This window comes from Arthrobacter sp. UYP4 (assembly GCF_057291175.1).
On sequence record NZ_JBXAVU010000001.1, the window covers coordinates 1,581,824 to 1,604,481 of the forward strand.

Here is a 22,658-nt window from a genome sequence, read left to right on the forward strand (position 1 = left end):
CCGCCGCCGACGGGCGGATCATAGGACGGCGGCCACCCGAGCGGAAGGCCGCTGCCCGGTATTCACGGCATCGACCCCGCGGGACCCGGCTCCTAGGGTGGAGTCATGGCTGACATCAATGAAGAGTTCCCGACGCTGGACGACCTCAACCCCGACAACGACGCCCTGCCTCGTCCGTCACGGGCGACGCACGGGAAGTCCGACGACCACGTGGACGACGACGCCCTGGCCCTGGCGACCGAGCGTGAGGAAGTGGCCCTGGGCCTGAAGGACTACGTCCCGGAGGATGTCCCGCCGGCCACGGATCCCCTGCCGGAGGAGTCCTCCCCCGAGGCAGACCTCGCCCAGCGCGGGCTGCTCGGGAACCCCGACGACGCCTGAGTCCGACCGCTACAGGTCGGCGAGCATCCCTCCCGGGTTCTCCAGGGCGTCCGCGACGAAGCGGAGGAACCCGCCCGCCGTACCGCCGTCGCACACCCGGTGGTCGAAGGCCAGCGTCAGCTCGCTCACCTTCCGCACGGCGAGAGCGCCGTCGACCACCCAGGGTCGGTCGATGATCCTGCCCATGCCGAGGATGGCCGACTCCGGATGGTTGATGATGGCCGCGCTGCCGTCGACGCCGAACACCCCGTAGTTGTTGAGGGTGAACGTGCCGGAGGACAGGTCCGTCGGCGTCGCCCTCCCCTCGCGGGCCAGGGTCGCGAGGCGGCGGATCTCGGCGTCGAGCTCGCGTGCCGACAGGGTGTCCGCCCGGCGGACGCTGGGAACCATGAGCCCCCGGTCCGTCTGCGCGGCGATGCCGAGGTTGACTCCGTCCACGCGCACCACTTCCTGCGAGCCGTCGTCCGCGGTTGCGATCCGGCTGTTCAGCTCCGGATACCGGGCGAGGCCTGCGACCACGAAGCGTGCCACGAAGGCCAGGATGCCCGGGACGGCATCGGGCGTGCGGCGCTTCATCGCCTCGCGCAGCTCGACGAGGGGCGTGACGTCGACGTCGACCCAGACGGTCGCCTCGGGGATCTCGCGCCGGCTGCGGGTCATCGCGTCCGCGATGGTGCGGCGTACTCCGCGCAGCGGGGTGCGCTCGAGGACGGTGAGCCCGGAGCGGGTATCGGGCGGGGAGGACGTCCGCCCGGGAGCGGCGTCGACGGCCGGCCCGGGCCCCGGGCTGCTGGGCGGTCCATCCGTTCGCGTCGCGATGGCCTGCTCGACGTCGCGGCGCAGGATGAGCCCTGCCTCCCCCGTTCCGCTGATGGCGTCGAGGCGCAGCCCACGGTCCCGGGCCAGCTTGCGGACCAGCGGGGACACGCAGATCGGAGCCCTGCCGCCGGCGGGTGCCGGGGATGGCACCGGTTCGGCCTGGACGGTCGTCGTCGTGGGGGCAGGTGGGGTTGCGGCAGCCCGGGCAACTGCCGCGGCTTGCTTGCGCGGACGCGTCCGCCCTCCGGCGAGACCGCCGGGGGTTCCGTAGCCGATCAGCACGTTCCCCGACCCGCCGGCATCCACGGGCGGAGCGTCGTTCCCGCTGGTGGCCGACGTCGGGACGCCCGCGTCCTCCCGCAGGGCGGCCGCGGCATCCGCGACGGCCTTCCCTCCGGCGGCGGCCGGATCGGGGACCGGCGTCTCGGAACCTTCCGGACGGACCGACAGGAAGGGCGCTCCGACGTCGAGCACCTCGCCCGGCCTGCCGTGCAGCACGGCCACGGTGCCGGCGAAGGGGGACGGGACCTCGACCACGGACTTGGCGGTCTCCACCTCGGCGACGGGCTGGTCGACGGCGACGGTATCGCCCTCCGCGACGAGCCAGGACACCAGCTCCGCCTCGGTCAGGCCCTCCCCGAGATCGGGGAGCGCGAAGACGAGGAGTTGCGGGCTGACGGTCGGTGCGCTCATGTCAGTCCTCCCACTGCAGCTCATCGACGGCGTCGAGGATGCGATCGACGCTCGGCAGGTAGAAGTGCTCGAGCTTCGGCGAGGGATACGGGATGTCGAACCCCGTGACCCGCAGCACGGGTGCGGCGAGCGAGTGGAAGCAGCGTTCCTGGACCCGCGCCACGATCTCCGAGGCCACGGACGCGAAGCCCGGGGCCTCGGCGACGACGACGGCCCGTCCGGTGCGGCGGACGCTCTCGCACACCGTCTCGTCGTCGAACGGGACGATCGAGCGGAGGTCGATGACCTCGATCGACCGGCCCTCCTCGGCGGCGGCCGCGGCGGCGGCGAGGGCCGTCGGGACGGACGGACCGTAGCTGATGAGGGTCGCATCGGTACCCTGGCGGGCGACGACGGCGCGGCCGATGCGCCGGGGTGCCTCCCCGTCGTCGAACGTCCGGCGGAGCTCGGCGAGGTCCACCTCTTCCTTGGACCAGTACAGCTTCTTCGGTTCGAGGAACACCACCGGGTCCGGGGAGGCGATGGCCTCCCGCAGCATCAGGTAGGCGTCGTGCACGGTCGCGGGAGCCAGGACGGTGAGGCCGGGTGTGTGGGCGTAGTAGGCCTCGGAGGAGTCGCAGTGGTGCTCGACGCCGCCGATGCCGCCGGCGTAGGGGATCCGGATGACGATGGGCAGGCGCACCTTCCCGCGGGTGCGGTTCGGCATCTTCGCGACGTGGCTGACCACCTGCTCGAACGCCGGGTAGGCGAACGCGTCGAACTGCATCTCGACGACCGGCTTCATGCCGTTCATCGCCATGCCGACGGCCATTCCCATGATGCCCGCCTCGGCGAGCGGCGTGTCGAAGCAGCGCTCCTCCCCGAATCTCGCCGTCAGGCCGTCGGTGATGCGGAAGACCCCGCCGAGGGTGCCCACGTCCTCGCCGAACATCAGCACCGCCGGATCCGCCTCCATGGCATCCGCGAGGGCGGCATTGAGGGCCCTGGCGAAGGTCGAGGTGGTCCTGGCCGGCGGTGTGCGGACGGATCCGGCGACGTGTCCGGCGCGGTCCGCGGCGGGAGCCTCCGTGGTCTGCGTCATCGCTGGCCCCCCTGGTCCCCGGCGCCGTCGGCGGGCGCATCCGGCGCCGCGCCGCGCGCCAGTTCCTCACGCAACTGCTCGGCCTGCTCGCGCAGCTGCGATGTCTTCTCCGTGTAGACGTATTCGAAGAGCTCTGCCGGGTTCACCTCTACCTCCGTGTTGAGTCCCGTGCGGATGGCGGCGGCGATCGCGTCGGCCTGGTCGGCGAACGCCTGCTCGCCCTCGTCCGTGAGCAGGTTCAGGGCCCGCAGGTAGGTACGCATCCGCAGGATCGGATCCCTGGGCACCCAGCGTTCCACGTCGTCGGCCGACCGGTAGCGCGTGGCGTCGTCGGCGTTGGTGTGGGCCTGCATGCGGTACGTGTGGGCCTCGATGAGGGAGGGACCACCGCCGTCGCGGGCGCGGTCGACGGCGGCTCCGAGCACCGCGAGCAGGGCGGCGAGATCGTTGCCGTCCACGCGCTCCCCCGGCATCCCGTAGCCGATGGCCTTGTGCGCGAGGGAGGGGGCCACCGTCTGGTTCTTGAGCGGCACGGAGATGGCGAACTCGTTGTTCTGGATGAAGAACACCACGGGGACGTGGAACACGGCGGCGAAGTTGAGGGCCTCGTGGAAGTCGCCCTCACTGGTGGCGCCGTCGCCGCACATCGCCAGGACCACGGTGGGCTCGCCGCGCAGCTTCGCCGCGTGGGCCACCCCGACGGCGTGCAGGAGCTGGGTGGCGAGTGGTGTCGCCTGCGTCGCGACGCGGTGCTCGTGCGGGTCGTACCCGCCGTGCCAGTCTCCGCGCAGCAGCGTGAGGACCTGAAGGGGATCCACCCCCCGCGTAATGACGGCGACGGTGTCGCGATAGGTGGGGAACAGCCAGTCCTCGGCCCCGAGGACGACGGCGGCCGCCACCTGGCAGGCCTCCTGTCCGTGGGAGGAGGGGTAGACGGCCATGCGCCCCTGGCGCACGAGGGCGTTCGCCTGGTCGTTGATGCGGCGGCCGGCGACGAGGCGCCCGAAGGCGCCGAGCAGCTGCTCACCGTCGGGCAGCGGGTACCTGTCGTCGTGGTTGTGCTGTCCGTCGGGGTCCACCAGCTGTACCGGCTCCGCCGAGGGCAGCAGCGCCCGGTCGGCTGCCGGTGCGGCACCGCCGTCGGACGCTCCCCCCAGCATGCTGCCGCGGCCACCATTCGTTGCCGTACTCATCCCGCCTCCATCATGTGCCGCTGCGGCGGCGCTCCTACCGTGCGCCGGGCGATAGCTCCGGCACTGGATGCTGTGTAGGTCAAGTATGGTCAGCAGCCACCTTTTGTATCCACGGAGTCCGCAAAGTGTGGATCATCACGGTCGAAAGAGGATATTCTGTGGACGAATAGGCGGGTGTGACCTGCATTACGCGGAGGAGCGTGGACACGTGGCGGATGGCCCCCTCGACGACGTCGACCGGAAGATCCTCGCCGAGCTGACCAGGGACGGCCGGCAGTCGGTCACCTCCGTCGCCGAGCGGGTGCACATCTCACGGGCGCATGCGTACTCTCGCATCGCGAGGCTGACCGAGGACGGCGTCCTGACGCGGTTCACGGCCATCATCGATCCCGCCAAGGCCGGCCTGCGGTCGTCCGCCTACGTCACCCTGAAGGTGCGGCAGCACTCCTGGCGCGAGCTCCGGGACATCCTCAGGAACATCCCGGAGATCCACCACATCGCCCTGGTCGGAGGTGATTTCGACGTGATCCTGCTGGTGCGGGCGGAGGACAACGTCGGGTTGCGGCGCGTGATCTTCGACCAGCTGCAGTCGATGCCCGGGGTGCTCGACACCCAGACCTTCCTCGTCTTCGAGGACCTCGACACCCGCTGACCCCCCTTCCCCCGGGAACGACCCCCGGGAACGACCCCCGCCGGCCGGCGGGATCGCACGGGGATCCCGCTGCGTGTCGTGCTGCCGCTCAGCGCGGGCGGTCGCCGCCGGGCACATCAGCGGTCCGACGCGTCGAGAAGTGGCGCCGGTAGGCGGTCGGGGTGGTCGAGAAGGTCGCCGCGAAGTTCTGTCGGAGGGTGACGGCGTTCCCGAAGCCGCAGGTCGCCGCAATCTGGTCCACGGACAGCTCGGTCGTCTCCAGGAGCCTCCGGGCGGCGTCGAGGCGGCGCGAACGGATCCAGGCCGACGGTGTCGTGCCCGTCGCCGTGCGGAACGCACGGACGAAGGTGCGGCGGCTCATGTGCGCCTGGCGTGCGAGCCGGTCGATGGGAAGGGCCTCGCGGAGGTGCCCCAGGATCCATTCGAGGAGGTCCGCGACCGGATCGCCGGCCAGGCTCCGGGGAACCGGGTGCTCGATGTACTGGGCCTGGCCGCCCTCACGGTGCGGGGCGACGACGAGACTGCGGGCCACCCGGTTGGCGGCATCGGCCCCGAGCCGCTCGCGCACGAGGTGGAGACACGCGTCCAGGCCGGATGCCGTGCCCGCCGAGGTCATGACGTCCCCGTGATCGATGTAGAGCACGGCCCGATCGAGGGTGATGTCCGGATGCCGTCCCGCCAGTGTGTCGAAGGCCTGCCAGTGCGTCACGGCGCGCCGGCCGGACAGTAGTCCTGCGTCCGCCACCGCGATGGCCCCGAGGCACAGTCCGAGGACCGGTGCGTTCCGTCCGTGAGATTCCTGCAGCACGGTGCGCAGGACCTCACTCACCCCGCGGCCGTCGTCGAACCAGGAAGGGACCACCACGATGTCTGCCTCGGCAGCGACGCCCGGCCCGGAGATGCCTGCCAGCCGGTAGCCCTCCGCCGTGAGTACTGAGCCGGGCTCGTCGGAGAACAGGACGGTCGTCCACTCGGCGAGGCCCTGGCGCGTGACTTCGTCGAACACCATCTGCGGCACGGCGAGATGGAACATCGTGACGCCGTCGAACGCGTACACCGCGATCCGCATGCGCACCTCCCCGATTGGCCCGAATTCATCGTAACCGGGCCTGCGTGCCACTCGCTCCGGGCTGCCACCGGAGGAAGGATGGACTGCAGGTCCGTCAGCAACCGCAGACCAGCACCACCATGAGCCAGGAGAAACGTCCCCATGAGCACCCCTCGCCGCGCCCTCGTCCTCGTCGATGTCCAGCAGCAGTACTTCGCCGGCCCCCTCGAGATCCAGTACCCCCCGCACCAGCAGTCGCTGCCGCGTATCGCGGCGGCCGTCGATGCCGCTGCCGACGCCGGGATCCCGGTCGCGGTCATCCAGCACACGGCCGGCGAAGGCGCTCCGGTCTTCGCCCCCGGCACACCCGGCTTCGCCCTGCACCCCGAGATCGAGGGCCGGCGCACCGACGCGTGGAAGGGCGTGGTGAAGCAGTACGGCTCCGTCTACGCGGACACGGACCTCGCCGGCTGGTTGCGGGAGAACGACGTCGACACGGTCACCCTCGTCGGGTACATGACCAACAACTGCATCCTCGCCTCAGCTGTCGAAGCCGAAGCCCTCGGGCTCTCCACCGAGGTCCTCGCCGACGCGACCGGCGCCATCAACATCGCCAACGATGCCGGTTTCGCTGATGCGAAGACCGTCCACACGACACTGCTCGCGCTGCTGAACTCCAACTGGGCGGCCGTCGCCACGACCGAGGCGTGGACTACGGCCCTCGCCGCGCATCAGGCACTTCCGGGAAGTGACCTGGGCAGTTCCGCGACGGCTGGAACTGCGCGCACCGCCCGGTCCTGACGCGACGGGCCGACGGGAACGGACTATCGGCTGTGCTCTCCTGCGCCCTGCGTCCCTCGCTGCTCAGGCCGGCCTGCCGCGGCTGCCCCTGACGGAGGTGCGGAATGCGGCGAGAGCGGAGAATCCCGGCCACAGGCCTGTCCGATCGATGCGGGCGAGTGCGGCGGAGAACCCGGGTGATTGCGCGAGGTGCGACGGGAAATCGTAGCCAGGGTTGAGTTCGAGCAGGATCCGCAGGAGCAGGGCCCATCGGCTGCTCTCCGCTGCCGCGTCGTAGAGGGCCGTCGGTGGCTCGTCGAACTCGATGGCCAGGTGATGGCTCTGATGATCGCGGATCCTCGTCACCATCGCGATCCACTGCACCAGGTCGGGGCCGAAGAGACCGGGAACGATGAGTCGTACGGGTTCGAGCAGTTCGCGAGCCCGATCCTGGTAGGTCATCTGGTTGAGGTGCCGCAGGGTCTCCCTGAAGACGGCGTGCGCCTTGTCCTCGTCGGGGAATCCTTCCGAGAGCAGTACCTCCACGCCTGCCTGTCGCGCCTGCCTCGCTGCACGCTCCACGGCGCGCTGGGCGACGCCCTCGAAGCGGACCCCCTCCAGGTACAGCCGACGATGAAGGCCTTCGAGTGCTGTTGCCAGGACCAAAGCGTCGAGCTGCCGGGGTCCCGTGGGACCGGTGAGGAGGAACGGCACGGGATCGACGATGTGCGCGAGGGGTATCCAGGCGGCGAACACGGCCACGGAGAGATCCTGGACCGGCAGGAAGCTGCTGCGAGCGAGGGGAACGGGCTCGCTGCCTCGATTCCGAAGGACACACCAGCGGTTCCCGACACGTACCTCGGTGTGGGCCACTCCTGGAACCTCCAGGCCGCTCCACAGACCCAGGAGCTGGCTGCAGGAGTGCTGCACCTGATGACGCAACCGCCGGAGTGGTGTCGCCCTGCCGGCGGAGAACTGGAGACCCGCCCCGTCGTCGGAACCCCATCCTTCGAGGACTCCCGGGATCGAGCCGGCGACCGGCTCCGAGGACTGTTCCCGCCGGAGGGCCGCACCCACCGGCAGAAGCCAGGTCCACCTGATGCCGGCAACGAGGTCGCGGTCACCGCGTACGTGTGCTCCCGCGAGGGACATGGAGCCGTGGAACGTCTGCTTCACCGATGACGGGGGCAAGGACGGAGCCTCCACGACGGCATCGAAGAGGGTGACGGGTCGGCCGTCCGCAAGAGAGCCCAGGATGTCCCGGGGTACGGGATCGGCGACGTTGTCCGGGTCTCCGCCGGGCGACACCCTGTCGGGCCCCGACCCGTCCGGTTGCTCGGGCCCGAGGATGGGGCCGTCGAGTTCGAGCACGAACGAGCCGTCCCGTTCGAAGCGCAGGACTCCGGGCACCAGATGGTCCAGGTCCAGTCCGAAGCGTCCGGTGAACTCGCTCATACGCCAGTATGCCCGCCGGTGCGCGGTACCACGAGTGCCGGCGCGGGGATCGTGCGGGGCAAGCAGCCCGGGATTCCCCGTTCCGCGCCGCATCGGACCCGTGCGGGCCCGGACCGGAGGTGTCTATCCGGTCAGTGGGGTGCGCTGGGACACCCAGATGGAGCCGACGAAGGTCAGGTACTCGTCATAGCAATCCCTCGTCACGTCATCGGCAGGGGGGCCGTCGCCGGTGGAGGAGGACTGGAAGCCCAACTGCTTGCCGTCCTGCTCGATAGGCCCGACGCCCCATCCCTTCTCCTGGACGCAAGCGCGGGTCGCGCCGACCGCGTCGCGGTACTCGGCAGCGGTCACCACCAGATCCTCCAGGATGGCCCGCTGGAACCCGCTGGCGCTGTCCCGCATCTCGAGCTTCTCGTCCTCGGAGAAGGACGGGACGGTGCAGCCCGTCAGCAGGAGAGCGGCCCAGCCGACAGCGGCGACTCCCCATCTGTTCCCCATGGGAGCATCCTGCCCCAGGGATTGGGCAGCGTCCATCGTCGGCCCCGTGACGGGCAGCCCACCCCGCGGTTCCGTGTACATCGCGGCGTCCTTCTGTCATCGTCGGTCGTGCATCGACCACCATCCGGCGGCCGCGCACGGCAAGCACCCCAGGAGATGACATGTCCCTCGTCCGCGTGCACAACTTCTCGGTCTCCCTCGACGGCTTCGGCACCGGTGAGGGCCAGCGGCTCGACGCACCCTTCGGTCACGCAGATTCACGGTTGATGGAGTGGGCGGTCGAGACGCGCACCTTCCGCGACATGGGCATCCACGGAGAATCGAAGGGGTCCCTCGGTGTCGACGACGCGTTCGCCGGCGCGTGGCGGCCCGGGATCGGCGTGGAGATCATGGGCCGCAACAAATTCGGCCCGCACCGCGGCCCCTGGGAGGACGAGGAATGGAAGGGCTGGTGGGGTGATGACCCCGTCTTCCACACCCCTGTCGTCGTCCTGACCCATCACCCCCGGCCGGCACTCGAGATGGACGGCGGGACGACCTTCTTCTTCGTCGACGCCGATCCCGTCTCGGCGCTCGAGCAGGCCCGCGCCCTGGCCGGTGACCTCGACGTCCGGATCGGTGGGGGTGTCCGCACGGTCCGGCAGTTCCTCGAGGCCGATCTGATCGACCACCTGCACATCGTCCTCGTCCCGATCGTCCTGGGGCGGGGCGAGCGGCTCTGGGACTCGCTCGAAGGACTCGAACAGCGCTTCGACATCGAAGCGACCCCTTCCCCGCAGGGGGTCGTGCACCTGGTCTTCACCCGGCGTCCGACCCGCTAGGACCGCGCCGGACGGAGCGTCAAACCGTCGTTCCAGCGCATCCCGACCGGGCGGGACCCTTCCGCTCCGCCCGGTCGGGACATGCTCGCACGGGTCTGGCCGCCCGCCCTGCTGGTGCTGGCCGACTGGATGACCGTCCACGTCGTGCGGCTGAGGAGTCGCAGCGGACACGTCCTGCTCTACCCGCCTGCCTGGGCGGCGGTTGCGGAAAGGTCCGCGGGGCGGCGGAGGCCACGGCCTCGCCCACGCACGGTCGGCTGGTCGACGTCGGCGGACACCGCCTGCACCTGGACCGCACCGACTCGGGCAGCCCGACGGTCGTCCTCGAGCCGGGTGCGGGCGAAACGGCAGCCGAAGTGGAACGGACAGCGTTGTCCATGGCACGCGACACCCGGCCCTTCCGGCGTCAGGCTCCGAAGCGCGGCGCCCGCTTCTCCCGGAATGCATCCAGGCCCTCGCGGTAGTCGTCGGAGGCGCCGAGGACGCCCTGCACATCGTTCTCGCCGCTGATGGCCTGCCACAGCCCGAGGCGCTCGTCACGGATCCGGCCGACCAACTGCTTGGAGGCGACGAGGGCCTGCAGCGGTCCGCGGGCGGCACGGGCAGCCTTCGTCCGGGTCAGCTCGAGCAGGTCGGCCGCCGGTACCGCACGGCTGAAGAGCCCGCCGGCCACGGCCTCGGCGCCGGTCAGGAGATCCCCCGTGTACATGAGGTCGAGGGCGCGGTGCGGACCGAGCCGCTCCGTGAACAGCCAGTGCCCGCCCGAGTCGAGGGCGAGGCCGAGGTTGGCGAACGGGGACCCGATCTTCGCGTTCTCCGCGACGTAGACGACGTCCGTGGCGATCAGCAGACCCAGCCCGACCCCGAGGCACGCACCGTGGGCGGCAGCGAACGTCGGAGCGGGGAACTCCGCCATCTTCCGCAGCAGCGGCGTCAGGGCGGCGTCGAGGAAGCGATGGGCGTCGTCGGCCCCGGGTTCGATCGAGCCGAGATCCCGGCCTGCGCAGAAGGCGCGCCCCTCGCCCCGCAGTACGAGGGCCCGGACCGTGCCGTCTCGGACCCCGGCAGCGGCGTCGTCATAGGCGGCCGAGAGGTCGGCGAGCGCCGACTCGTCGACTGCGTTGAGCCGGTAGGGGGCGTCGAGGACGATCTCCGCGACGCCATCCGCGACGGCGAGCCGGATCATGCCGGCGCCGGTCCCGGCCGGCGTCGTGGTCGGTGATGCAGGCATGGTTCCTCCTAGGCGTCGTAGTCGACGGAGACGGAATCGCTGGTCGGGTGTGCCTGGCAGGTGAGGACGAACCCGTTCGCCACCTCGTCGGGTTCGAGGGCGTAGTTCTCCTCCATCTCCACCGTCCCCTCGACGACCTTGGCGCGGCAGGTCCCGCAGACCCCGCCCGCACAGGCGAACGGCACGTCGGGCCGCACGCGCAGCGCCGCGTTGAGGATGGACTCGCGCGCGTGCGTGGGGCTCTGGACACTCCCCTTCAGCCCGTCGAGGTTGAAGGAGATGCTGTAGTTCTGGCCGGCGTCGGCCGGGGCCACGGGGCGTCCGATGCTCCCCTCGGGCCGGGTGGGCTCGCCCGTGGTGAACAGCTCGAAGCGCACCCTGTCCGCCGGCACGCCGCGCTCCGCGAGCGAGTCGCGGCACAGCTGCACGAGTTCGAAGGGGCCGCAGAGGAACCACTCGTCGACACGTTCGGCAGCAAGGACGGTGCCGAGCAGTCTCTCCAGCTTCTCCGCATCGATCCTGCCCGTGAGCAGCGGCGAGATGCGCTGTTCACGGGACAGGACGTGGTGCAGTGCGAAGCGCGAGGGGTAGCGGTCCTTCAGGTCAGCCAGTTCCTCGAGGAACATGACGTCCATCGCGGCCCGGTTCGCGTAGATGAGATCGAACCGGACGTGCGGACCGGCGGCCAGCATGGACCGGGCGATCGAGAGCACCGGGGTGATGCCCGACCCCGCGGCGACGGCTACGAGCGAGACGGCCGCCTGGCCCGGCGTGGTGCGCGGCGTGAACTGTCCGAGCGGACTCATGACCTCCAGGGTGTCCCCCGCCTTCAGGGACTCGTTCACCCAGGTGGAGAAGATCCCGCCGAGATCGCGCTTCACTGCGACGCGGAGCTCCCCGGGGCGCGGGTCGGCGCAGATCGAGTAGCTGCGGCGTACCTCCTTCGGTTCGCCGTCGACGTCGAGCGTCGCGCGAAGGGCCACGTACTGGCCCGGCAGGTAGTCGTAGCGGTCCTGCAGTTCTTCCGGGACGTCGAGCGTGACCTCGACGGCGTCCTCCGTCAGGCGGCGGACCTCCCGCACGGTCAGGCTGGAGAAGGCGCTGCGCCGCTTCGTCGAGGGGGCGAGGACAACGGCCATCAGTGCACCTTGAAGTAGTCGAAGGGTTCCCTGCAGTCGTTGCAGACGTACAGGGCCTTGCAGGACGTGGAGCCGAAGCGCGTCATCTCGCGCGTGTTCAACGAGGAGCACTGGGGGCACTTGACGCTCAGGCCGATCCGCACGGGACCGGCTGCCGCCGTGCCCGTGGGGGGCGTGATACCGTACTCCGCGAGCTTGGCCTTGCCGCCGTCGCTCATCCAGTCCGTGGTCCAGGCGGGCGCGAGGACCAGGCGGACCGCGACGTCGTCGTACCCGGACGCGCGGAGGGCCGTGGTCACGTCGTCGCGGATGGCATCCATCGCCGGGCAGCCCGAATAGGTTGGCGTGATGGTGACGACGGCCTGCCCCGTCTCCGTGACGTGCGCGTCCCTCAGCACACCCAGGTCCTCGATGGTGAGGACGGGGATCTCCGGGTCGCAGATGGTGGCCGCGATGTCCCAGACGGCGGCATCGGCAGCGGTCCGGCGCAGGTCTGCCAGCGCTACCACGACGCACCAGGATGCTCGCGGGCCAGCACCTGCATCTCGGCGAGGATGTACCCGAGGTGCTCGCTGTGGCGTCCCGACCGGCCGCCACCGACGGCACCGGGGACGGCGGGGCGCTCGAGGTCCGCCTCGTCGAGGACCGCCTGGATCGCTGCGTCGAAGGGCGCACGGAGGGTGCTCGGGCGGACCCCCGCGCCGTCGACCTCGTCGATCAGGGGGTGGTCGGCGAACAGTTCGTCCACGTAGGGCCAGGTGAGCTTGAGGCCGGCGATCATCCGGCGGCGCGACTCGTCGGTACCGAGCGCGAGGCGCAGGACCCACTGGATGCTGTGGTCGCGGTGGTAGTCGACTTCCTTGACGGCCTTCGCGGCGATCGCGGCGATCGTCGCGTCGGTCGAGTCGACGAGGCGGGAGTAGAGCTCCCACTGGTAGAGCGAGACGACGAGCTGCCGGGCGATCGTGCGGGCGAAGTCCCCGTTGGGCTGCTCGACCAGGTGCACGGAGCGGAACTCGGGCTCCCGCCGGAAGTACGCGAGGTCGTCCTCGGTCCTGTCCCACGCCCGTCCGGCGTAGGTGAGGAAGGACCGGGCGTGGCCGATCTGGTCCAGTGCGATGTTGGCGAGGGCCACGTCCTCCTCGAGCTCCGGTGCCCGGGAGATCCACCAGCCGAGCCGCTGGGCCAGGATCAGCGCGTCGTCGCCCAGCCCGAGCGCGTACTGCCCGACGGCGTCGCCGGGTTTGGTGTTCAGGAGCGCGATGTCCTCGGGCCGCAGTGCGTTGCCCGGCGTGATGCGCGTGGCACTGGCGTTCGCCTCGCTCACAGGTGCTTCACTCCCTCGCTCTTGGTGTAGTACGTGGCGTGGCGGTAGTCCTTGCCCTGCGGTGACTCGAAGAAACGGTCCTTCGCATCGGGATCGCTGGTGATGATGGACGACGCCGGGACCACCCACAGGCTGACGCCCTCGTTGCGGCGCGTGTAGAGGTCACGGGCGTTGCGGACGGCCATCTCGGCGTCGGGGGCGTGCAGCGACCCCGCGTGGACATGCGAGAGGCCCCGGGACGAACGGACGAACACCTCCCACAGCGGCCAGGCGGCGCGTGTCTCCTGCGGGCCCGACGCCGGTGCCTTCGCGCCGTCGTCGCCCGTCGTCGATCCGCCGGTCATCTAGGCCGCCTTCCCGTGCTTCAGGGCCTGCTTCTGCGCGTAGGCCGCCGCGGCCTCGCGGACCCAGGCGCCTTCCTCGTGGGCCTCGCGGCGCCGCTCCATGCGCTGCGCGTTGCAGGGCCCGCGGCCGGCGAGGACCTCCTTGAACTCGTTCCAGTCGAGGGGTCCGTGGTGCCAGCGCCCCGTCTCCTCGTCGTAGCGCACGTCCTTGTCCGGCAGCTCGAGCCCGAGGACCTTGATCTGCTCGACCATCATGCCCACGAAGCGCGAGCGCAGCTCGTCGTTGGAGAAGCGTTTGATGTTCCACTCCATCGACTTCTGCGAGTTGGGCGAATCTTCGTCGGGGGGCCCGAACATCATGAGTGAGGGCGCATACCAGCGGTCGACGGCGTCCTGCGCCATCGCCCGCTGGGCGGGGGTCCCGTTGGCGAGCTCGAGGAGGATCTCGAACCCCTGCCGCTGGTGGAACGACTCCTCCTTGCAGATGCGCACCATCGCCCGGCCGTACGGGCCGTAGGACGCCCGGCACAGCGGGACCTGGTTGCAGATGGCGGCTCCGTCGACGAGCCATCCGATCGCGCCGATGTCGGCCCAGGTGAGGACGGGGTAGTTGAAGATGCTCGAGTACCGGGCCTTGCCGGCGATGAGGTCCTCGGTCATCTGGTCCCGGGGCGTCCCCAGGGTCTCGGCGGCCGAGTAGAGGTAGAGGCCGTGACCCGCCTCGTCCTGGACCTTCGCCATCAGCACGGCCTTGCGCTTGAGCGACGGTGCGCGCGTGATCCAGTTCGCCTCCGGCTGCATGCCGATGATCTCGGAGTGCGCGTGCTGGGAGATCTGGCGGGTGAGCGACTTGCGGTAGTCGGCCGGCATCCAGTCACGCGGCTCGATGCGTGAGTCCTGCGCGATGAGGTCGTTGAACAGCCTCTCGCCCTCGACGTCGTGGTCCGTGTGCGTTCCTGCGTTCATCGCTGTAGCCGTCATCGTGCCTACCTCGCTCATCTGGACCGCCCGGCTTATTTACCGACCGTTCGTTCAGTATAGGGAGGTCGGCGAGGGGCAGTCAACGGAACCGGGGGTCCGCGAACGGCAGATCGGCCTCCACCAGGAAGGCGCGCAGCCACGCGAGCGCACTCGCTTCGGAGGTGAAGTACCGGGTGGGATGGATGGCCCTGCACGCGCCCGCGGCCAGCACCTCGTCCATGGGCCCGTCGCCCAGGAGGGCGGCCGCCACGACGAGGGACTCGGCATTGAAAACGGCGCGCGCACCGGGGGGAAGGGCGACGATGTTCGTCATGTCGACGAGGATCGCGTAGGGGCGTCCACGGGAGAGGCGGCGGCTGGCGGCGAGGACGGAGTACGCGTCCTCGGGTGTGATGCACGCTCGCTCGATCCACTCCAGGTGCTGCAGGTCGTCCGAGACCAACGCCACCGTGGCTTTGCCGCCTGCCGCCATCAGGCTCTCCATGGTTCTCCCTCGGGCGACGCAGACCGCCCGGAGCTCCCCTCGACGTCGGGGTAGCCTGTCGCGAACGCGCCGCCGATGAGCCGAAAATACCACCGGCCCGCTCTCTGCGTAAGGGCGGCGCCGAGGCGGGACCCGGGATTCAGCCGACGTGTGCGAGGGACGGGGCCCGGTCGGCACCGGCGGCGTCGAGGATCGCGCGGAGTGCGACGGCGACGTCCGCATCCCTGGTGCCCCCGGTCGACTGCGCGTGCAGCCATGCCGCCAGGCGCTTCTCGCCCGCCGACCTCGGCGCCGCCAGGGACGGCAGGCGCCCCTCCTCCTCGAGGAATTCAGCGATGCTCGCGATCTTCAGCCAGGCCACGCCGCCCTTGGTCGGCGCGCCCTGCATCGGGGACGCCAGGAGCCCGGCGGCACGCAGCTGCTCCGTGCGGTCAGCGGGAAGCCGACCCGCATGCGCCGATCTGCGCTGCTCGTCGAGCCAGAGCGCGAGCCGATGCTCGCCGGGGACCGCGGCACGGACAGCGGGTTCCCGGCCCTCGAGGGCCAGGAAGGTTGCGAGCGCTCGCAGTCGGAGTTCCCAGGATGTGGTCGGCACGGAGGCGCCCTCTCGGAGGCGGGTCAAGATGTCGTAGTAAGCATACGCATTATTAGACAAACTAGTGATTCTTGGTGCGCTGCGGCAGGTCCGGGGGCGCGGGACCGACCGAACGGTCGTGTAAAAATGGCGGTATGACTGTCGCCGGGCCCACTCCGATCCCTACCCGTCGCGGGCGGCCGGGCTACGACCAGCAGTCGGTCCTGGCGGTCGCCGTCGCCGCGTTCAACCGCCACGGGTACGAGGCGACGTCGATGGGGATGCTGGCCGAGGAACTCGGCATCAGCAAGTCCGCCATCTACCACCACGTGCCGTCGAAGGGCGACCTCCTGCGGCTGGCCCTGGACCATGCCCTGGGCGGTCTCGAGTCGGTCCTCGAGGATGCGCGGGCGAGTGCGGGCCCGGCGGACGAGCGCCTGGAGTTCGTCCTGCGCGGGACCATCGCCGTCCTGACCGAGCGGCTGCCCTTCGTGACCCTCCTGCTGCGGCTGCGCGGCAACACGGACGTGGAACGGGATGCCCTCGACCGGCGCCGGACCTTCGACCGCACGGTGGCGGGCCTGGTCGACGCCGCCCGCCACGAGGGATCCATCCGGGGCGACATCGACCCACGGACCACCACGCGCCTCATCTTCGGGACCATCAACTCGATCGTCGAATGGTACAGGCCGGGCGGTCCCCTCTCGGCGGACAAACTGGCCGACGACGTCATCGTCATGGTGTTCGACGGGCTGCACCGGCGCTGACCTGCTGCGCCCTGGCTGCTGCCTGCTCCTTCCTGCTTCCTGCTTCCTGCTTCCTGCTTCCTGCTTCCTGCTTCCTGCTTCCTGCTTCCTGCTACACGCTGCTGCCTGCTGCTTCCCGCTACACGCTGCTGCCTGTTCGCAACGCTGCTGCTCGCTCCTTCCTGCTCCACGCTGCTGCCCGCTCCTTCCTGCTCCACGCTGCTGCCTGCACGTTCCTCCCACCGAAGGGCTCCGTTCGGTGGGGGTTCCCGAACATGCCCACCGATCGACCCCGATCAGTGGGCACACGTGTCGCCCACATAGACCCGCACCACGAGAGCCGCACCCGGCCGAGGCATCATGCTGCTGCCATGGACGTCGTCGCGCTGCTGGCCCGATCAGGCGGAGTCGCGCGAGCACGCGATCTCCTGGCAGCGGGCGCCTCCGCCGCCCTCCTCACCAGGGCGGTGCGGAACGGCGTCGTGCTCCGGGTCGCCCGTGGCGTCTACGCCCTGCCGGACCACGACGCCGGAGCGCGGACGGCGCTGTCCCTGGGCAGCGAGCTGGGATGCATCAGCGCCGCGCAGCTCCGGGGGCTATGGGTGCTTCGTCCACCCCGCCTGCTGCATGTCACAACCGACTCCGGGCATGGGATCGACAGTGACCGGGTGCGGGTTCATCGTGCTGCCCGTCCCGTCTCCGACCTCACGGTGTGCCTGCAGGTGATGCGCTGCCTCCCCGAACTCGATGCCCTGTGCATCGTCGAGTCCGCCGTGGTCCGCGGCTCGGTGTCGCTCGAGGACCTGCGGGGGCAGGCCCTGGGGCGCAGATCCGGCTCCGTTCGCCGGATCGTGGGATCGGTGGATCCGCACGCCGAGTCGATCCTGGAGACGGTCGCCCGGTACCACCTCCTCAGGGCCGGCTTCCAGGTCTCGTCGCAGGTGCACATCCCGGGGGTAGGCCGCCTCGATCTCTTCGTCGACGGCGTTCTCGGCATCGAGGCCGATGGACGGCAGCACCACAGCGACCGGCGGGAGTTCGAGGAGGACCGCCGCCGGTGGAACATCCTCACCACCCGGGGAGTCCCGGTCCTCCGCGTGACCCGGAGCCTGCTCTTCGATGCTCCCGGGCCGTTCATCCAGCTCGTACGGGCCACCCTCGCGACACGTTCCTCCCACTGATGGGGGCCGTTCGGTGGGAATGCCCGACCATGCCCGCCGACTCGCCCTGATCAGTGGGAGGAACCCGCCGTCAGCCCGGCCGTACGGGCCCACCCGCCGCTACTTCTGCACGAGGGTCAGGACGTCGTAGGTCGCCACGATCTCGTCGTCCTGGTTCTGCAGGACGGCGTCCCAGGCTACCTCGCCGTACTCGTCCGTCTCGCGCGGCGTGATGCGCTTCGCGGTCAGGGTCACCCGGATCGAGTCGCCCGCGGCGACGGGCGTGATGAACCGGAGGTTCTCCAGCCCGTAGTTGGCGAGGACGGGCCCCGGAGCGGGGTCGACGAACAGGCCCGCACCCCAGGACAGCAGCAGGTAGCCGTGCGCCACGATCCCGGGGAAGAAGGGATTGGCGGCCGCCGCTTCCTCGTTCGTGTGGGCGTAGAACGTGTCACCTGTCGTCTCGGCGAACGCGGTGATGTCCGCCAGCGTCACCTCGCGGAGCTCAGAGCGCACGGCGTCGCCGATCCGCAGCGCCGCGAGGTCCTTGCGGAACGGGTGGACGTCGTCGAACCGGCGGTCCGCGCCCGTGTGCCACTCCCCCGTGATGGCGGTGAGCATGTTCGGGGATCCCTGCACCGCCGTGCGCTGCATGTGGTGCAGGACCGAGCGCATGCCGCCGAGTTCCTCACCGCCGCCCGCCCGTCCCGGGCCGCCGTGCACGAGATGCGGCACGGGCGAGCCGTGCCCGGTGGACGTCCGGGCGTCCTCGCGGTTGAGGATCAGCACGCGACCGTGATGCGCGGCGATGCCCATCACCAGCTCCTGGGCCACCGCCGGATCGTTGGTGCACACGGTCGCTACGAGGGACCCCGAGCCGAGGGCCGCCAGGTGCACGGCATGGGACAGATCGGCGTAGCCGATGACGGAGGCGACCGGCCCGAACGCCTCGACGGAGTGGAGGGCGCCTGCCTCCACGTCCTCCCAGGTGAGGAGCAGGGGCTCCATGAACGCGCCGCCCGGAACCGTGCCCCGGGTGTTGTCGGCACGCAGCACCTCCGGCGCGTCGAGCGATCCGAACGCGACGGCCCCACCCGAGGCCAGCAGTTCCCGCACCGAGCCGTGCACGCCCTCGAGCTGCTCGAGCGAGGCGAGCGCTCCCATGGTGACCCCTTCGGCGCGCGGGTCGCCGAGCGTGACCCGCGACCGGATGCGATCGCCCGCCGCGCGGACGACGTCGTCGACGAGGACCTCGGGCACGATGGACCGACGGATACTGGTGCATTTCTGGCCGGCCTTGACGGTCATCTCGGTGACCAGCGATTTCACGAAGGCATCGAACTCGGGGGTGCCGGGAACGGCGTCGGGGCCGAGGATGGCCGCATTCAGCGAGTCCGTCTCGCACGTGAACCGCACGCCGCCGCGGGCCACCGAGGGGTGGGACTTCAGGTGGTTCGCGGTGGACGCCGAACCTGTGAAGGACACGAGGTCGCGATAGTCGAGGTGGTCGAGGATGTCGCGGGCGGGCCCGGAGACGAGCTGCAGGGAGCCCTCGGGGAGGATCGCCGAGCCGATGATCAGCTTCACGACGGCCGCCGCGAGGAAGCCCGTGGGTGTGGCGGGCTTCACGATGGTCGGCACACCGGCGAGGAACGCGGGAGCGAGCTTCTCGAGCATGCCCCACACCGGGAAGTTGAAGGCGTTGATCTGGACGGCGACGCCCGGTATGCGCGTGTGGATGTGCGTCCCGAGGAACGAGCCGTCCTTGGACAGCACCTCGGGCGGGCCGTCGACGATGACGTGGGAGTTCGGCAGCTCCCGGCGGCCCTTGGACCCGAAGGTGAACAGGACGCCGATGCCGCCGTCGATGTCCACCATGGAGTCGACCTTCGTGGCTCCGGTCTTCGCGGACAGCTCGTAGAGCGGCTCGCGGTGCGCATTGAGGTGCTGCGCGAGCTCCTTGAGCTTCAGTGCGCGCTCGTGGAAGGTGAGGCGGCCCAGGGCCGCCTGCCCCGTGGTCCGCGCGAACCGGACGGCGGCCGCGGTGTCGATGCCGGCCGTGCTGACGACGGCGAGTTCCTCGCCCGTGCTGGCATCACGGACCACCGTGCCGTCGCCCTCCGCTGCCGAGCGGTCGGGGGTCCACCAGGCGTCCTCGAGGAAGCTGGGGACGACGTCGATCTGTACTCGTTCCGGGGCGGTTGTCATGGTCCGCTCGCCTTTCACTCGTGCTGCTGGAACGCCGGGCGCGTGCCGGCCTGTTCCTGTGGGGTCGGGTCCTGCCGGGTCGGGGGGACGGGCGGCGGCGGGGCGTCGTCCCAGTCGAAGAAGCCCTGGCCGCTCTTGCGTCCGAGCCGGCCCTGCGCCACCTTCTCGCGCAGGATCGCGGGTGGGGCGAAGCGTGGACCGAGCGTGGATTCGAGGTACTCCGCGATGCCGAGGCGCACGTCCAGTCCCACGATGTCGGTGGTGCGGAGCGGACCCACGGGGTGCCTGTAGCCGAGGACCATCGCCGCATCGATGTCCTCCGCCGTCGCCACGCCCTCCTCGAGCATCCGCATGGCCTCGAGGGCGATGGCGACACCGAGCCGCGAGCTCGCGAACCCCGGGGTGTCACGCACGACGACGGGCGTCTTGCCGAGCGCGTCCACCCAGGACCGCGCGGCCGCTTCGAGCGCCGCTGACGTCGCCGCTCCGAGGACCACCTCGATCAGGGTCGACGCCGGGACCGGGTTGAAGAAGTGGAGTCCGCAGAACCGCTCGGGCCGCTGCAGCACGGCCGCGAGCGCGTCCACGGACAGGGACGAGGTGTTCGTCGCGAGCCAGGCGGCGCCGTCGAGCACGTCCTCGACCGCCCGCAACGCCTGCCGCTTCAGGCCGAGGTCCTCCGGGACCGCCTCGACGACGAGCGAGCAGGGCGCGAAGGCGGCGTAGTCGGTGGAGACGGAGATCCGTGCGGACAGCCGGTCGAGGTCCTCCGTCGTCGTCCCGCGCTCCACGCTGCGCGCGAGGGCCTGCGTCACGCGCCCGAGCCCGGCCGATGCGGCCTCCTCGTCGCGCTCGACGACGACGACGTCGGACCCGGCGAGGCAGAAGGCGTGCGCGATGCCCGCGCCCATCCGCCCGCCACCGAGTACGCCGACACGGGTGGGGAATCCGCTCATGAGCCCTTCTTCCGGTCCAGGAACCGCTGCATGCGGTCGAACTTCGCCTCGGATTCGAACAGGACGGCCTGCGCCAGCTGATCGATCAGGGGATGGGCCTCCCGTGGGGCATGGAACACGCTCTTGGTGATCCGCACCGCCAGCGGGTCCTGCCGGCCGATCCGGTCCGCGAGGTCGTGTGCGGCCGGCAGGAGGTCCTCCGGGGCGTGGATCGCGGTGATGAGCCGCGCGTCGAGCGCCTCCTCGGCGGTCAGGATGCGACCGGCCAGGAGGATCTCCAGTGCGAGGGGCTCCCCCACGAGCTCCCTGAGGCGCCAGGTCGCGCCGGCAGCCGGGAGGATGCCGAGGCCTGTCTCCGGATTGCCGATCCTCAGGCGGGGCGTGCCGAGCCGGAAGTCGGCGGCGAAGGCGAGTTCCGCTCCGCCGCCGAGGGCGTAGCCGTCGAGGGCGGCGATGACGGGCATGGGGAGGGCGGCGATCCGCGCGAAGAGCGTCGAGTTGATCCCTGCGAGGGCATCGTCGCGCCGCCGCTCCCGCAGCTCGGCGATGTCGGCGCCCGACGCGAAGACGCCGTCGGACCCCAGGAGGATGAGCGTGCGCGGGGTGCGCTCGAGGTCACTGCAGACGGCGTGGAGTTCGTCGACCATCTGCCGGTCGATCGCATTGCGGACCTCCGGCCGGTGCAGTTCGACGACGAGCCGCGCCTCCCCCTCGGTGACCCGGAGAGCGGCGGGCATCAGACGGCCTCCACGAGCAGGGCCGTGCCCTGCCCCACGCCGACGCACATCGTCGCGAGGCCCAGGCGCCGCGCGGGGCCGGACAGTTCGCGCTCGAGCCGGCCGAGCAGCGTGACCGCGATCCGGGCGCCCGACGAGCCGAGCGGGTGGCCGAGGGCGATCGCGCCGCCGTCGCGGTTGACGATCTCCTCGTCGAGGCCGAGGCGGCGGATGCAGGCGAGCGACTGCGTGGCGAACGCCTCGTTGAGTTCGACGGCGCCGAGGTCGGCGATGGACAGGCCCGTGCGTTCGAGCACCCTGTGCGTGGCCGGGACCGGCCCGATCCCCATGACCTCCGGCGGGACGCCCGCGGACGCGCCCTCGAGGATGCGCGCACGCGGCGTCAGGCCGTAGCGCTCCACGGCCGCTTCGGAGGCGACGACGACGGCGGAGGCGCCGTCGTTGAGCGAACTCGAGTTCCCGGCCGTGACGATGCCGTCCGGCCGGACGACGGGTCGCAGCTTCGCGAGGACTTCCAGGGTGGTGTCCTCGCGGGGCCCCTCGTCGGTGTCCATGGAGAACGAGGTCCTGCCGCGGTTGATCTGGACGGGCACGATCTCGTCGTCGAATCGTCCCGCCTGCATGGCGGCGAGGGCGCGCTGGTGGGAGCGCAGGGCGAACGCATCGGCGTCATCGCGCGTGATGCGGTCCAGGGCCGCGAGTTCCTCCGCCGTCTCGGGCATCGAGTAGGTGGCCTTGTCCCGTGCGGCGAGCAACGGGTTCGTGAAGCGCCAGCCGATCGAGGTGTCGAAGACGGCGCCGGGCCGGGCGAAGGCCTTGTCCGGCTTCTCCATCACCCACGGGGCGCGGCTCATGGATTCGACGCCTCCGGCGACGACGACGTCCGCCGCCCCGGCCCGGACCATGTGGGATGCCATGATGATGGCCGAGAGGCCGGAGGCGCAGAGCCTGTTGACGGTGATACCGGGAACGCTGTCGGGGTAGCCGGCGAGCAGCGAGGCCAGGCGTGCCACGTTGCGGTTCTCCTCCCCGGCGCCGTTGGCGTTGCCGAGGATCACCTCGTCCACGGTGGCGGGGTCGACGCCGGCGCGCTGCACGACGGCGGAGAGGACGAGGGCCGCGAGGTCGTCCGGGCGGACGCCGGAGAGGGCTCCGCCGTACCGGCCGACGGGAGTGCGGACACCGCCCACCAGGAAAGCCTCGGCCATGGTCGTCTCCCTCGTCGTCGTGGTCCTGCCGGCGAATTACCGAACGTTCGTTCTGTAAAAGCCTGCTCCAGAATTGCACGCCCGTCCGGCCGGGTCAACCGGCCGCTCCCGGACGCGCCGGCGCGGCACCCGAAGGGGCTGC

General features: G+C 70.7%; 24 protein-coding genes. 6 read left to right on the forward strand and 18 right to left on the reverse strand.

Going from position 1 to position 22,658, the window contains the following annotated elements; translation table 11 throughout:
* The first annotated feature begins 105 nt into the window (after window positions 1–105).
* Window positions 106–381: a hypothetical protein gene (locus AC0Z9V_RS07445; protein WP_459267284.1), complete on the forward strand. Its 276-nt coding sequence runs from the start codon at window positions 106–108 to the stop codon at window positions 379–381.
* A gap of 9 nt (window positions 382–390) precedes the next feature.
* On the opposite strand, the gene AC0Z9V_RS07450 is transcribed toward AC0Z9V_RS07445, so the two are convergent.
* From AC0Z9V_RS07450 to pdhA, 3 genes are read right to left on the reverse strand one after another with little or no spacing between them, the layout of a single operon-like run.
* Window positions 391–1,893 (reverse strand): dihydrolipoamide acetyltransferase family protein, encoded by a 1,503-nt coding sequence (locus tag AC0Z9V_RS07450; protein WP_485141138.1) that lies wholly within the window; start codon window positions 1,891–1,893, stop codon window positions 391–393.
* Between the two features lies 1 nt (window position 1,894).
* Complete coding sequence (locus AC0Z9V_RS07455) at window positions 1,895–2,974, reverse strand: alpha-ketoacid dehydrogenase subunit beta (RefSeq protein WP_485141139.1); 1,080 nt, start codon at window positions 2,972–2,974, stop codon at window positions 1,895–1,897.
* Window positions 2,971–4,134, reverse strand: a complete 1,164-nt coding sequence (gene pdhA, locus AC0Z9V_RS07460; protein ID WP_485141285.1) for a pyruvate dehydrogenase (acetyl-transferring) E1 component subunit alpha — start codon at window positions 4,132–4,134, stop codon at window positions 2,971–2,973. Before pdhA ends, AC0Z9V_RS07455 begins: the two co-directional genes overlap by 4 nt.
* 241 nt (window positions 4,135–4,375) lie before the next feature.
* Between pdhA and AC0Z9V_RS07465 the strand changes: the two genes are divergently transcribed.
* Complete coding sequence (locus AC0Z9V_RS07465) at window positions 4,376–4,819, forward strand: Lrp/AsnC family transcriptional regulator (protein ID WP_485141140.1); 444 nt, start codon at window positions 4,376–4,378, stop codon at window positions 4,817–4,819.
* Between the two features lie 88 nt (window positions 4,820–4,907).
* Here AC0Z9V_RS07465 and AC0Z9V_RS07470 read toward each other — a convergent pair whose 3' ends face one another.
* Window positions 4,908–5,888, reverse strand: a complete 981-nt coding sequence (locus tag AC0Z9V_RS07470; RefSeq protein ID WP_133081126.1) for a helix-turn-helix domain-containing protein — start codon at window positions 5,886–5,888, stop codon at window positions 4,908–4,910.
* Between the two features lie 141 nt (window positions 5,889–6,029).
* On the opposite strand from AC0Z9V_RS07470, the gene AC0Z9V_RS07475 reads away from it, so the two are divergent.
* Window positions 6,030–6,668 (forward strand): isochorismatase family protein, encoded by a 639-nt coding sequence (locus AC0Z9V_RS07475; RefSeq protein ID WP_485141141.1) that lies wholly within the window; start codon window positions 6,030–6,032, stop codon window positions 6,666–6,668.
* 63 nt (window positions 6,669–6,731) lie between these two features.
* Here the strand turns inward: AC0Z9V_RS07475 and AC0Z9V_RS07480 are convergent, their stop codons facing one another.
* On the reverse strand, window positions 6,732–8,102 hold the full coding sequence (locus AC0Z9V_RS07480; protein ID WP_485141142.1) for a hypothetical protein: 1,371 nt from the start codon (window positions 8,100–8,102) through the stop codon (window positions 6,732–6,734).
* Window positions 8,103–8,225: 123 nt separating this feature from the next.
* The gene (locus AC0Z9V_RS07485; protein ID WP_133081129.1) at window positions 8,226–8,600 is read right to left on the reverse strand and encodes a hypothetical protein; all 375 of its coding nucleotides are present in this window, start codon (window positions 8,598–8,600) and stop codon (window positions 8,226–8,228) included.
* A gap of 161 nt (window positions 8,601–8,761) precedes the next feature.
* Here AC0Z9V_RS07485 and AC0Z9V_RS07490 point away from each other — a divergent pair, with 161 nt between their 5' ends.
* Entirely contained in the window at window positions 8,762–9,421 is a 660-nt protein-coding gene (locus tag AC0Z9V_RS07490; RefSeq protein ID WP_485141143.1) for a dihydrofolate reductase family protein, read from the forward strand.
* 406 nt (window positions 9,422–9,827) lie between these two features.
* On the opposite strand, the gene AC0Z9V_RS07495 is transcribed toward AC0Z9V_RS07490, so the two are convergent.
* From AC0Z9V_RS07495 to AC0Z9V_RS07530, 8 genes are all read right to left on the reverse strand, one after another.
* The gene (locus tag AC0Z9V_RS07495) at window positions 9,828–10,607 is read right to left on the reverse strand and encodes an enoyl-CoA hydratase/isomerase family protein (protein WP_485141286.1); all 780 of its coding nucleotides are present in this window, start codon (window positions 10,605–10,607) and stop codon (window positions 9,828–9,830) included.
* Window positions 10,608–10,660: 53 nt separating this feature from the next.
* Window positions 10,661–11,791 (reverse strand): 1,2-phenylacetyl-CoA epoxidase subunit PaaE, encoded by a 1,131-nt coding sequence (gene paaE / locus AC0Z9V_RS07500; protein WP_133081131.1) that lies wholly within the window; start codon window positions 11,789–11,791, stop codon window positions 10,661–10,663.
* Entirely contained in the window at window positions 11,791–12,300 is a 510-nt protein-coding gene (gene paaD / locus AC0Z9V_RS07505) for a 1,2-phenylacetyl-CoA epoxidase subunit PaaD (protein WP_485141144.1), read from the reverse strand. The genes paaE and paaD overlap by 1 nt, the downstream gene beginning before the upstream one ends.
* Window positions 12,294–13,118, reverse strand: a complete 825-nt coding sequence (gene paaC / locus AC0Z9V_RS07510) for a 1,2-phenylacetyl-CoA epoxidase subunit PaaC (protein ID WP_485141145.1) — start codon at window positions 13,116–13,118, stop codon at window positions 12,294–12,296. The genes paaD and paaC overlap by 7 nt, the downstream gene beginning before the upstream one ends.
* Window positions 13,115–13,462: a 1,2-phenylacetyl-CoA epoxidase subunit PaaB gene (gene paaB, locus AC0Z9V_RS07515; RefSeq protein WP_133081134.1), complete on the reverse strand. Its 348-nt coding sequence runs from the start codon at window positions 13,460–13,462 to the stop codon at window positions 13,115–13,117. Before paaB ends, paaC begins: the two co-directional genes overlap by 4 nt.
* Entirely contained in the window at window positions 13,463–14,428 is a 966-nt protein-coding gene (gene paaA, locus AC0Z9V_RS07520) for a 1,2-phenylacetyl-CoA epoxidase subunit PaaA (protein WP_459288072.1), read from the reverse strand. It lies immediately after the preceding gene.
* A gap of 94 nt (window positions 14,429–14,522) precedes the next feature.
* Window positions 14,523–14,927 carry a DUF7793 family protein gene (locus AC0Z9V_RS07525; protein WP_133081136.1) on the reverse strand — a complete coding sequence of 135 codons (405 nt, stop codon included), beginning with the start codon at window positions 14,925–14,927 and terminating at the stop codon, window positions 14,523–14,525.
* Between the two features lie 139 nt (window positions 14,928–15,066).
* The gene (locus AC0Z9V_RS07530; protein WP_485141146.1) at window positions 15,067–15,522 is read right to left on the reverse strand and encodes a helicase associated domain-containing protein; all 456 of its coding nucleotides are present in this window, start codon (window positions 15,520–15,522) and stop codon (window positions 15,067–15,069) included.
* Between the two features lie 134 nt (window positions 15,523–15,656).
* Between AC0Z9V_RS07530 and AC0Z9V_RS07535 the strand changes: the two genes are divergently transcribed.
* Window positions 15,657–16,268, forward strand: coding sequence for a TetR/AcrR family transcriptional regulator (locus AC0Z9V_RS07535; protein WP_133081138.1), 612 nt, complete (start codon window positions 15,657–15,659; stop codon window positions 16,266–16,268).
* 350 nt (window positions 16,269–16,618) lie between these two features.
* The gene (locus AC0Z9V_RS07540) at window positions 16,619–17,428 is read left to right on the forward strand and encodes a type IV toxin-antitoxin system AbiEi family antitoxin domain-containing protein (RefSeq protein ID WP_485141147.1); all 810 of its coding nucleotides are present in this window, start codon (window positions 16,619–16,621) and stop codon (window positions 17,426–17,428) included.
* Window positions 17,429–17,527: 99 nt separating this feature from the next.
* On the opposite strand, the gene paaZ is transcribed toward AC0Z9V_RS07540, so the two are convergent.
* The 4 genes from paaZ to AC0Z9V_RS07560 are packed head-to-tail and all read right to left on the reverse strand — an operon-like array spanning window position 17,528 to window position 22,516.
* Entirely contained in the window at window positions 17,528–19,615 is a 2,088-nt protein-coding gene (gene paaZ, locus AC0Z9V_RS07545; protein WP_485141148.1) for a phenylacetic acid degradation bifunctional protein PaaZ, read from the reverse strand.
* A 14-nt stretch (window positions 19,616–19,629) separates the two neighbouring features.
* A complete protein-coding gene (locus AC0Z9V_RS07550; protein WP_485141149.1) occupies window positions 19,630–20,571 on the reverse strand; it encodes a 3-hydroxyacyl-CoA dehydrogenase family protein in 942 nt (313 codons plus the stop codon).
* Window positions 20,568–21,308 carry an enoyl-CoA hydratase/isomerase family protein gene (locus AC0Z9V_RS07555; RefSeq protein ID WP_485141150.1) on the reverse strand — a complete coding sequence of 247 codons (741 nt, stop codon included), beginning with the start codon at window positions 21,306–21,308 and terminating at the stop codon, window positions 20,568–20,570. Before AC0Z9V_RS07555 ends, AC0Z9V_RS07550 begins: the two co-directional genes overlap by 4 nt.
* Window positions 21,308–22,516, reverse strand: a complete 1,209-nt coding sequence (locus AC0Z9V_RS07560) for an acetyl-CoA C-acyltransferase (RefSeq protein ID WP_485141151.1) — start codon at window positions 22,514–22,516, stop codon at window positions 21,308–21,310. Before AC0Z9V_RS07560 ends, AC0Z9V_RS07555 begins: the two co-directional genes overlap by 1 nt.
* Window positions 22,517–22,658 lie beyond the last annotated feature (142 nt).

Coding starts and splice junctions, on each gene's coding strand:
- AC0Z9V_RS07445 (WP_459267284.1), top strand. CDS start 106: ATGGCTGACATCAATGAAGAGTTCCCGACGCTGGACGACCTCAACCCC.
- AC0Z9V_RS07450 (WP_485141138.1), bottom strand. CDS start 1,893: ATGAGCGCACCGACCGTCAGCCCGCAACTCCTCGTCTTCGCGCTCCCC.
- AC0Z9V_RS07455 (WP_485141139.1), bottom strand. CDS start 2,974: ATGACGCAGACCACGGAGGCTCCCGCCGCGGACCGCGCCGGACACGTC.
- pdhA (WP_485141285.1), bottom strand. CDS start 4,134: ATGCTGGGGGGAGCGTCCGACGGCGGTGCCGCACCGGCAGCCGACCGG.
- AC0Z9V_RS07470 (WP_133081126.1), bottom strand. CDS start 5,888: ATGCGGATCGCGGTGTACGCGTTCGACGGCGTCACGATGTTCCATCTC.
- AC0Z9V_RS07475 (WP_485141141.1), top strand. CDS start 6,030: ATGAGCACCCCTCGCCGCGCCCTCGTCCTCGTCGATGTCCAGCAGCAG.
- AC0Z9V_RS07480 (WP_485141142.1), bottom strand. CDS start 8,102: ATGAGCGAGTTCACCGGACGCTTCGGACTGGACCTGGACCATCTGGTG.
- AC0Z9V_RS07485 (WP_133081129.1), bottom strand. CDS start 8,600: ATGGGGAACAGATGGGGAGTCGCCGCTGTCGGCTGGGCCGCTCTCCTG.
- AC0Z9V_RS07490 (WP_485141143.1), top strand. CDS start 8,762: ATGTCCCTCGTCCGCGTGCACAACTTCTCGGTCTCCCTCGACGGCTTC.
- AC0Z9V_RS07495 (WP_485141286.1), bottom strand. CDS start 10,607: ATGATCCGGCTCGCCGTCGCGGATGGCGTCGCGGAGATCGTCCTCGAC.
- paaE (WP_133081131.1), bottom strand. CDS start 11,791: ATGGCCGTTGTCCTCGCCCCCTCGACGAAGCGGCGCAGCGCCTTCTCC.
- paaB (WP_133081134.1), bottom strand. CDS start 13,462: ATGACCGGCGGATCGACGACGGGCGACGACGGCGCGAAGGCACCGGCG.
- paaA (WP_459288072.1), bottom strand. CDS start 14,428: ATGAACGCAGGAACGCACACGGACCACGACGTCGAGGGCGAGAGGCTG.
- AC0Z9V_RS07525 (WP_133081136.1), bottom strand. CDS start 14,927: ATGGAGAGCCTGATGGCGGCAGGCGGCAAAGCCACGGTGGCGTTGGTC.
- AC0Z9V_RS07535 (WP_133081138.1), top strand. CDS start 15,657: ATGACTGTCGCCGGGCCCACTCCGATCCCTACCCGTCGCGGGCGGCCG.
- AC0Z9V_RS07540 (WP_485141147.1), top strand. CDS start 16,619: ATGGACGTCGTCGCGCTGCTGGCCCGATCAGGCGGAGTCGCGCGAGCA.
- paaZ (WP_485141148.1), bottom strand. CDS start 19,615: ATGACAACCGCCCCGGAACGAGTACAGATCGACGTCGTCCCCAGCTTC.
- AC0Z9V_RS07550 (WP_485141149.1), bottom strand. CDS start 20,571: ATGAGCGGATTCCCCACCCGTGTCGGCGTACTCGGTGGCGGGCGGATG.
- AC0Z9V_RS07555 (WP_485141150.1), bottom strand. CDS start 21,308: ATGCCCGCCGCTCTCCGGGTCACCGAGGGGGAGGCGCGGCTCGTCGTC.
- AC0Z9V_RS07560 (WP_485141151.1), bottom strand. CDS start 22,516: ATGGCCGAGGCTTTCCTGGTGGGCGGTGTCCGCACTCCCGTCGGCCGG.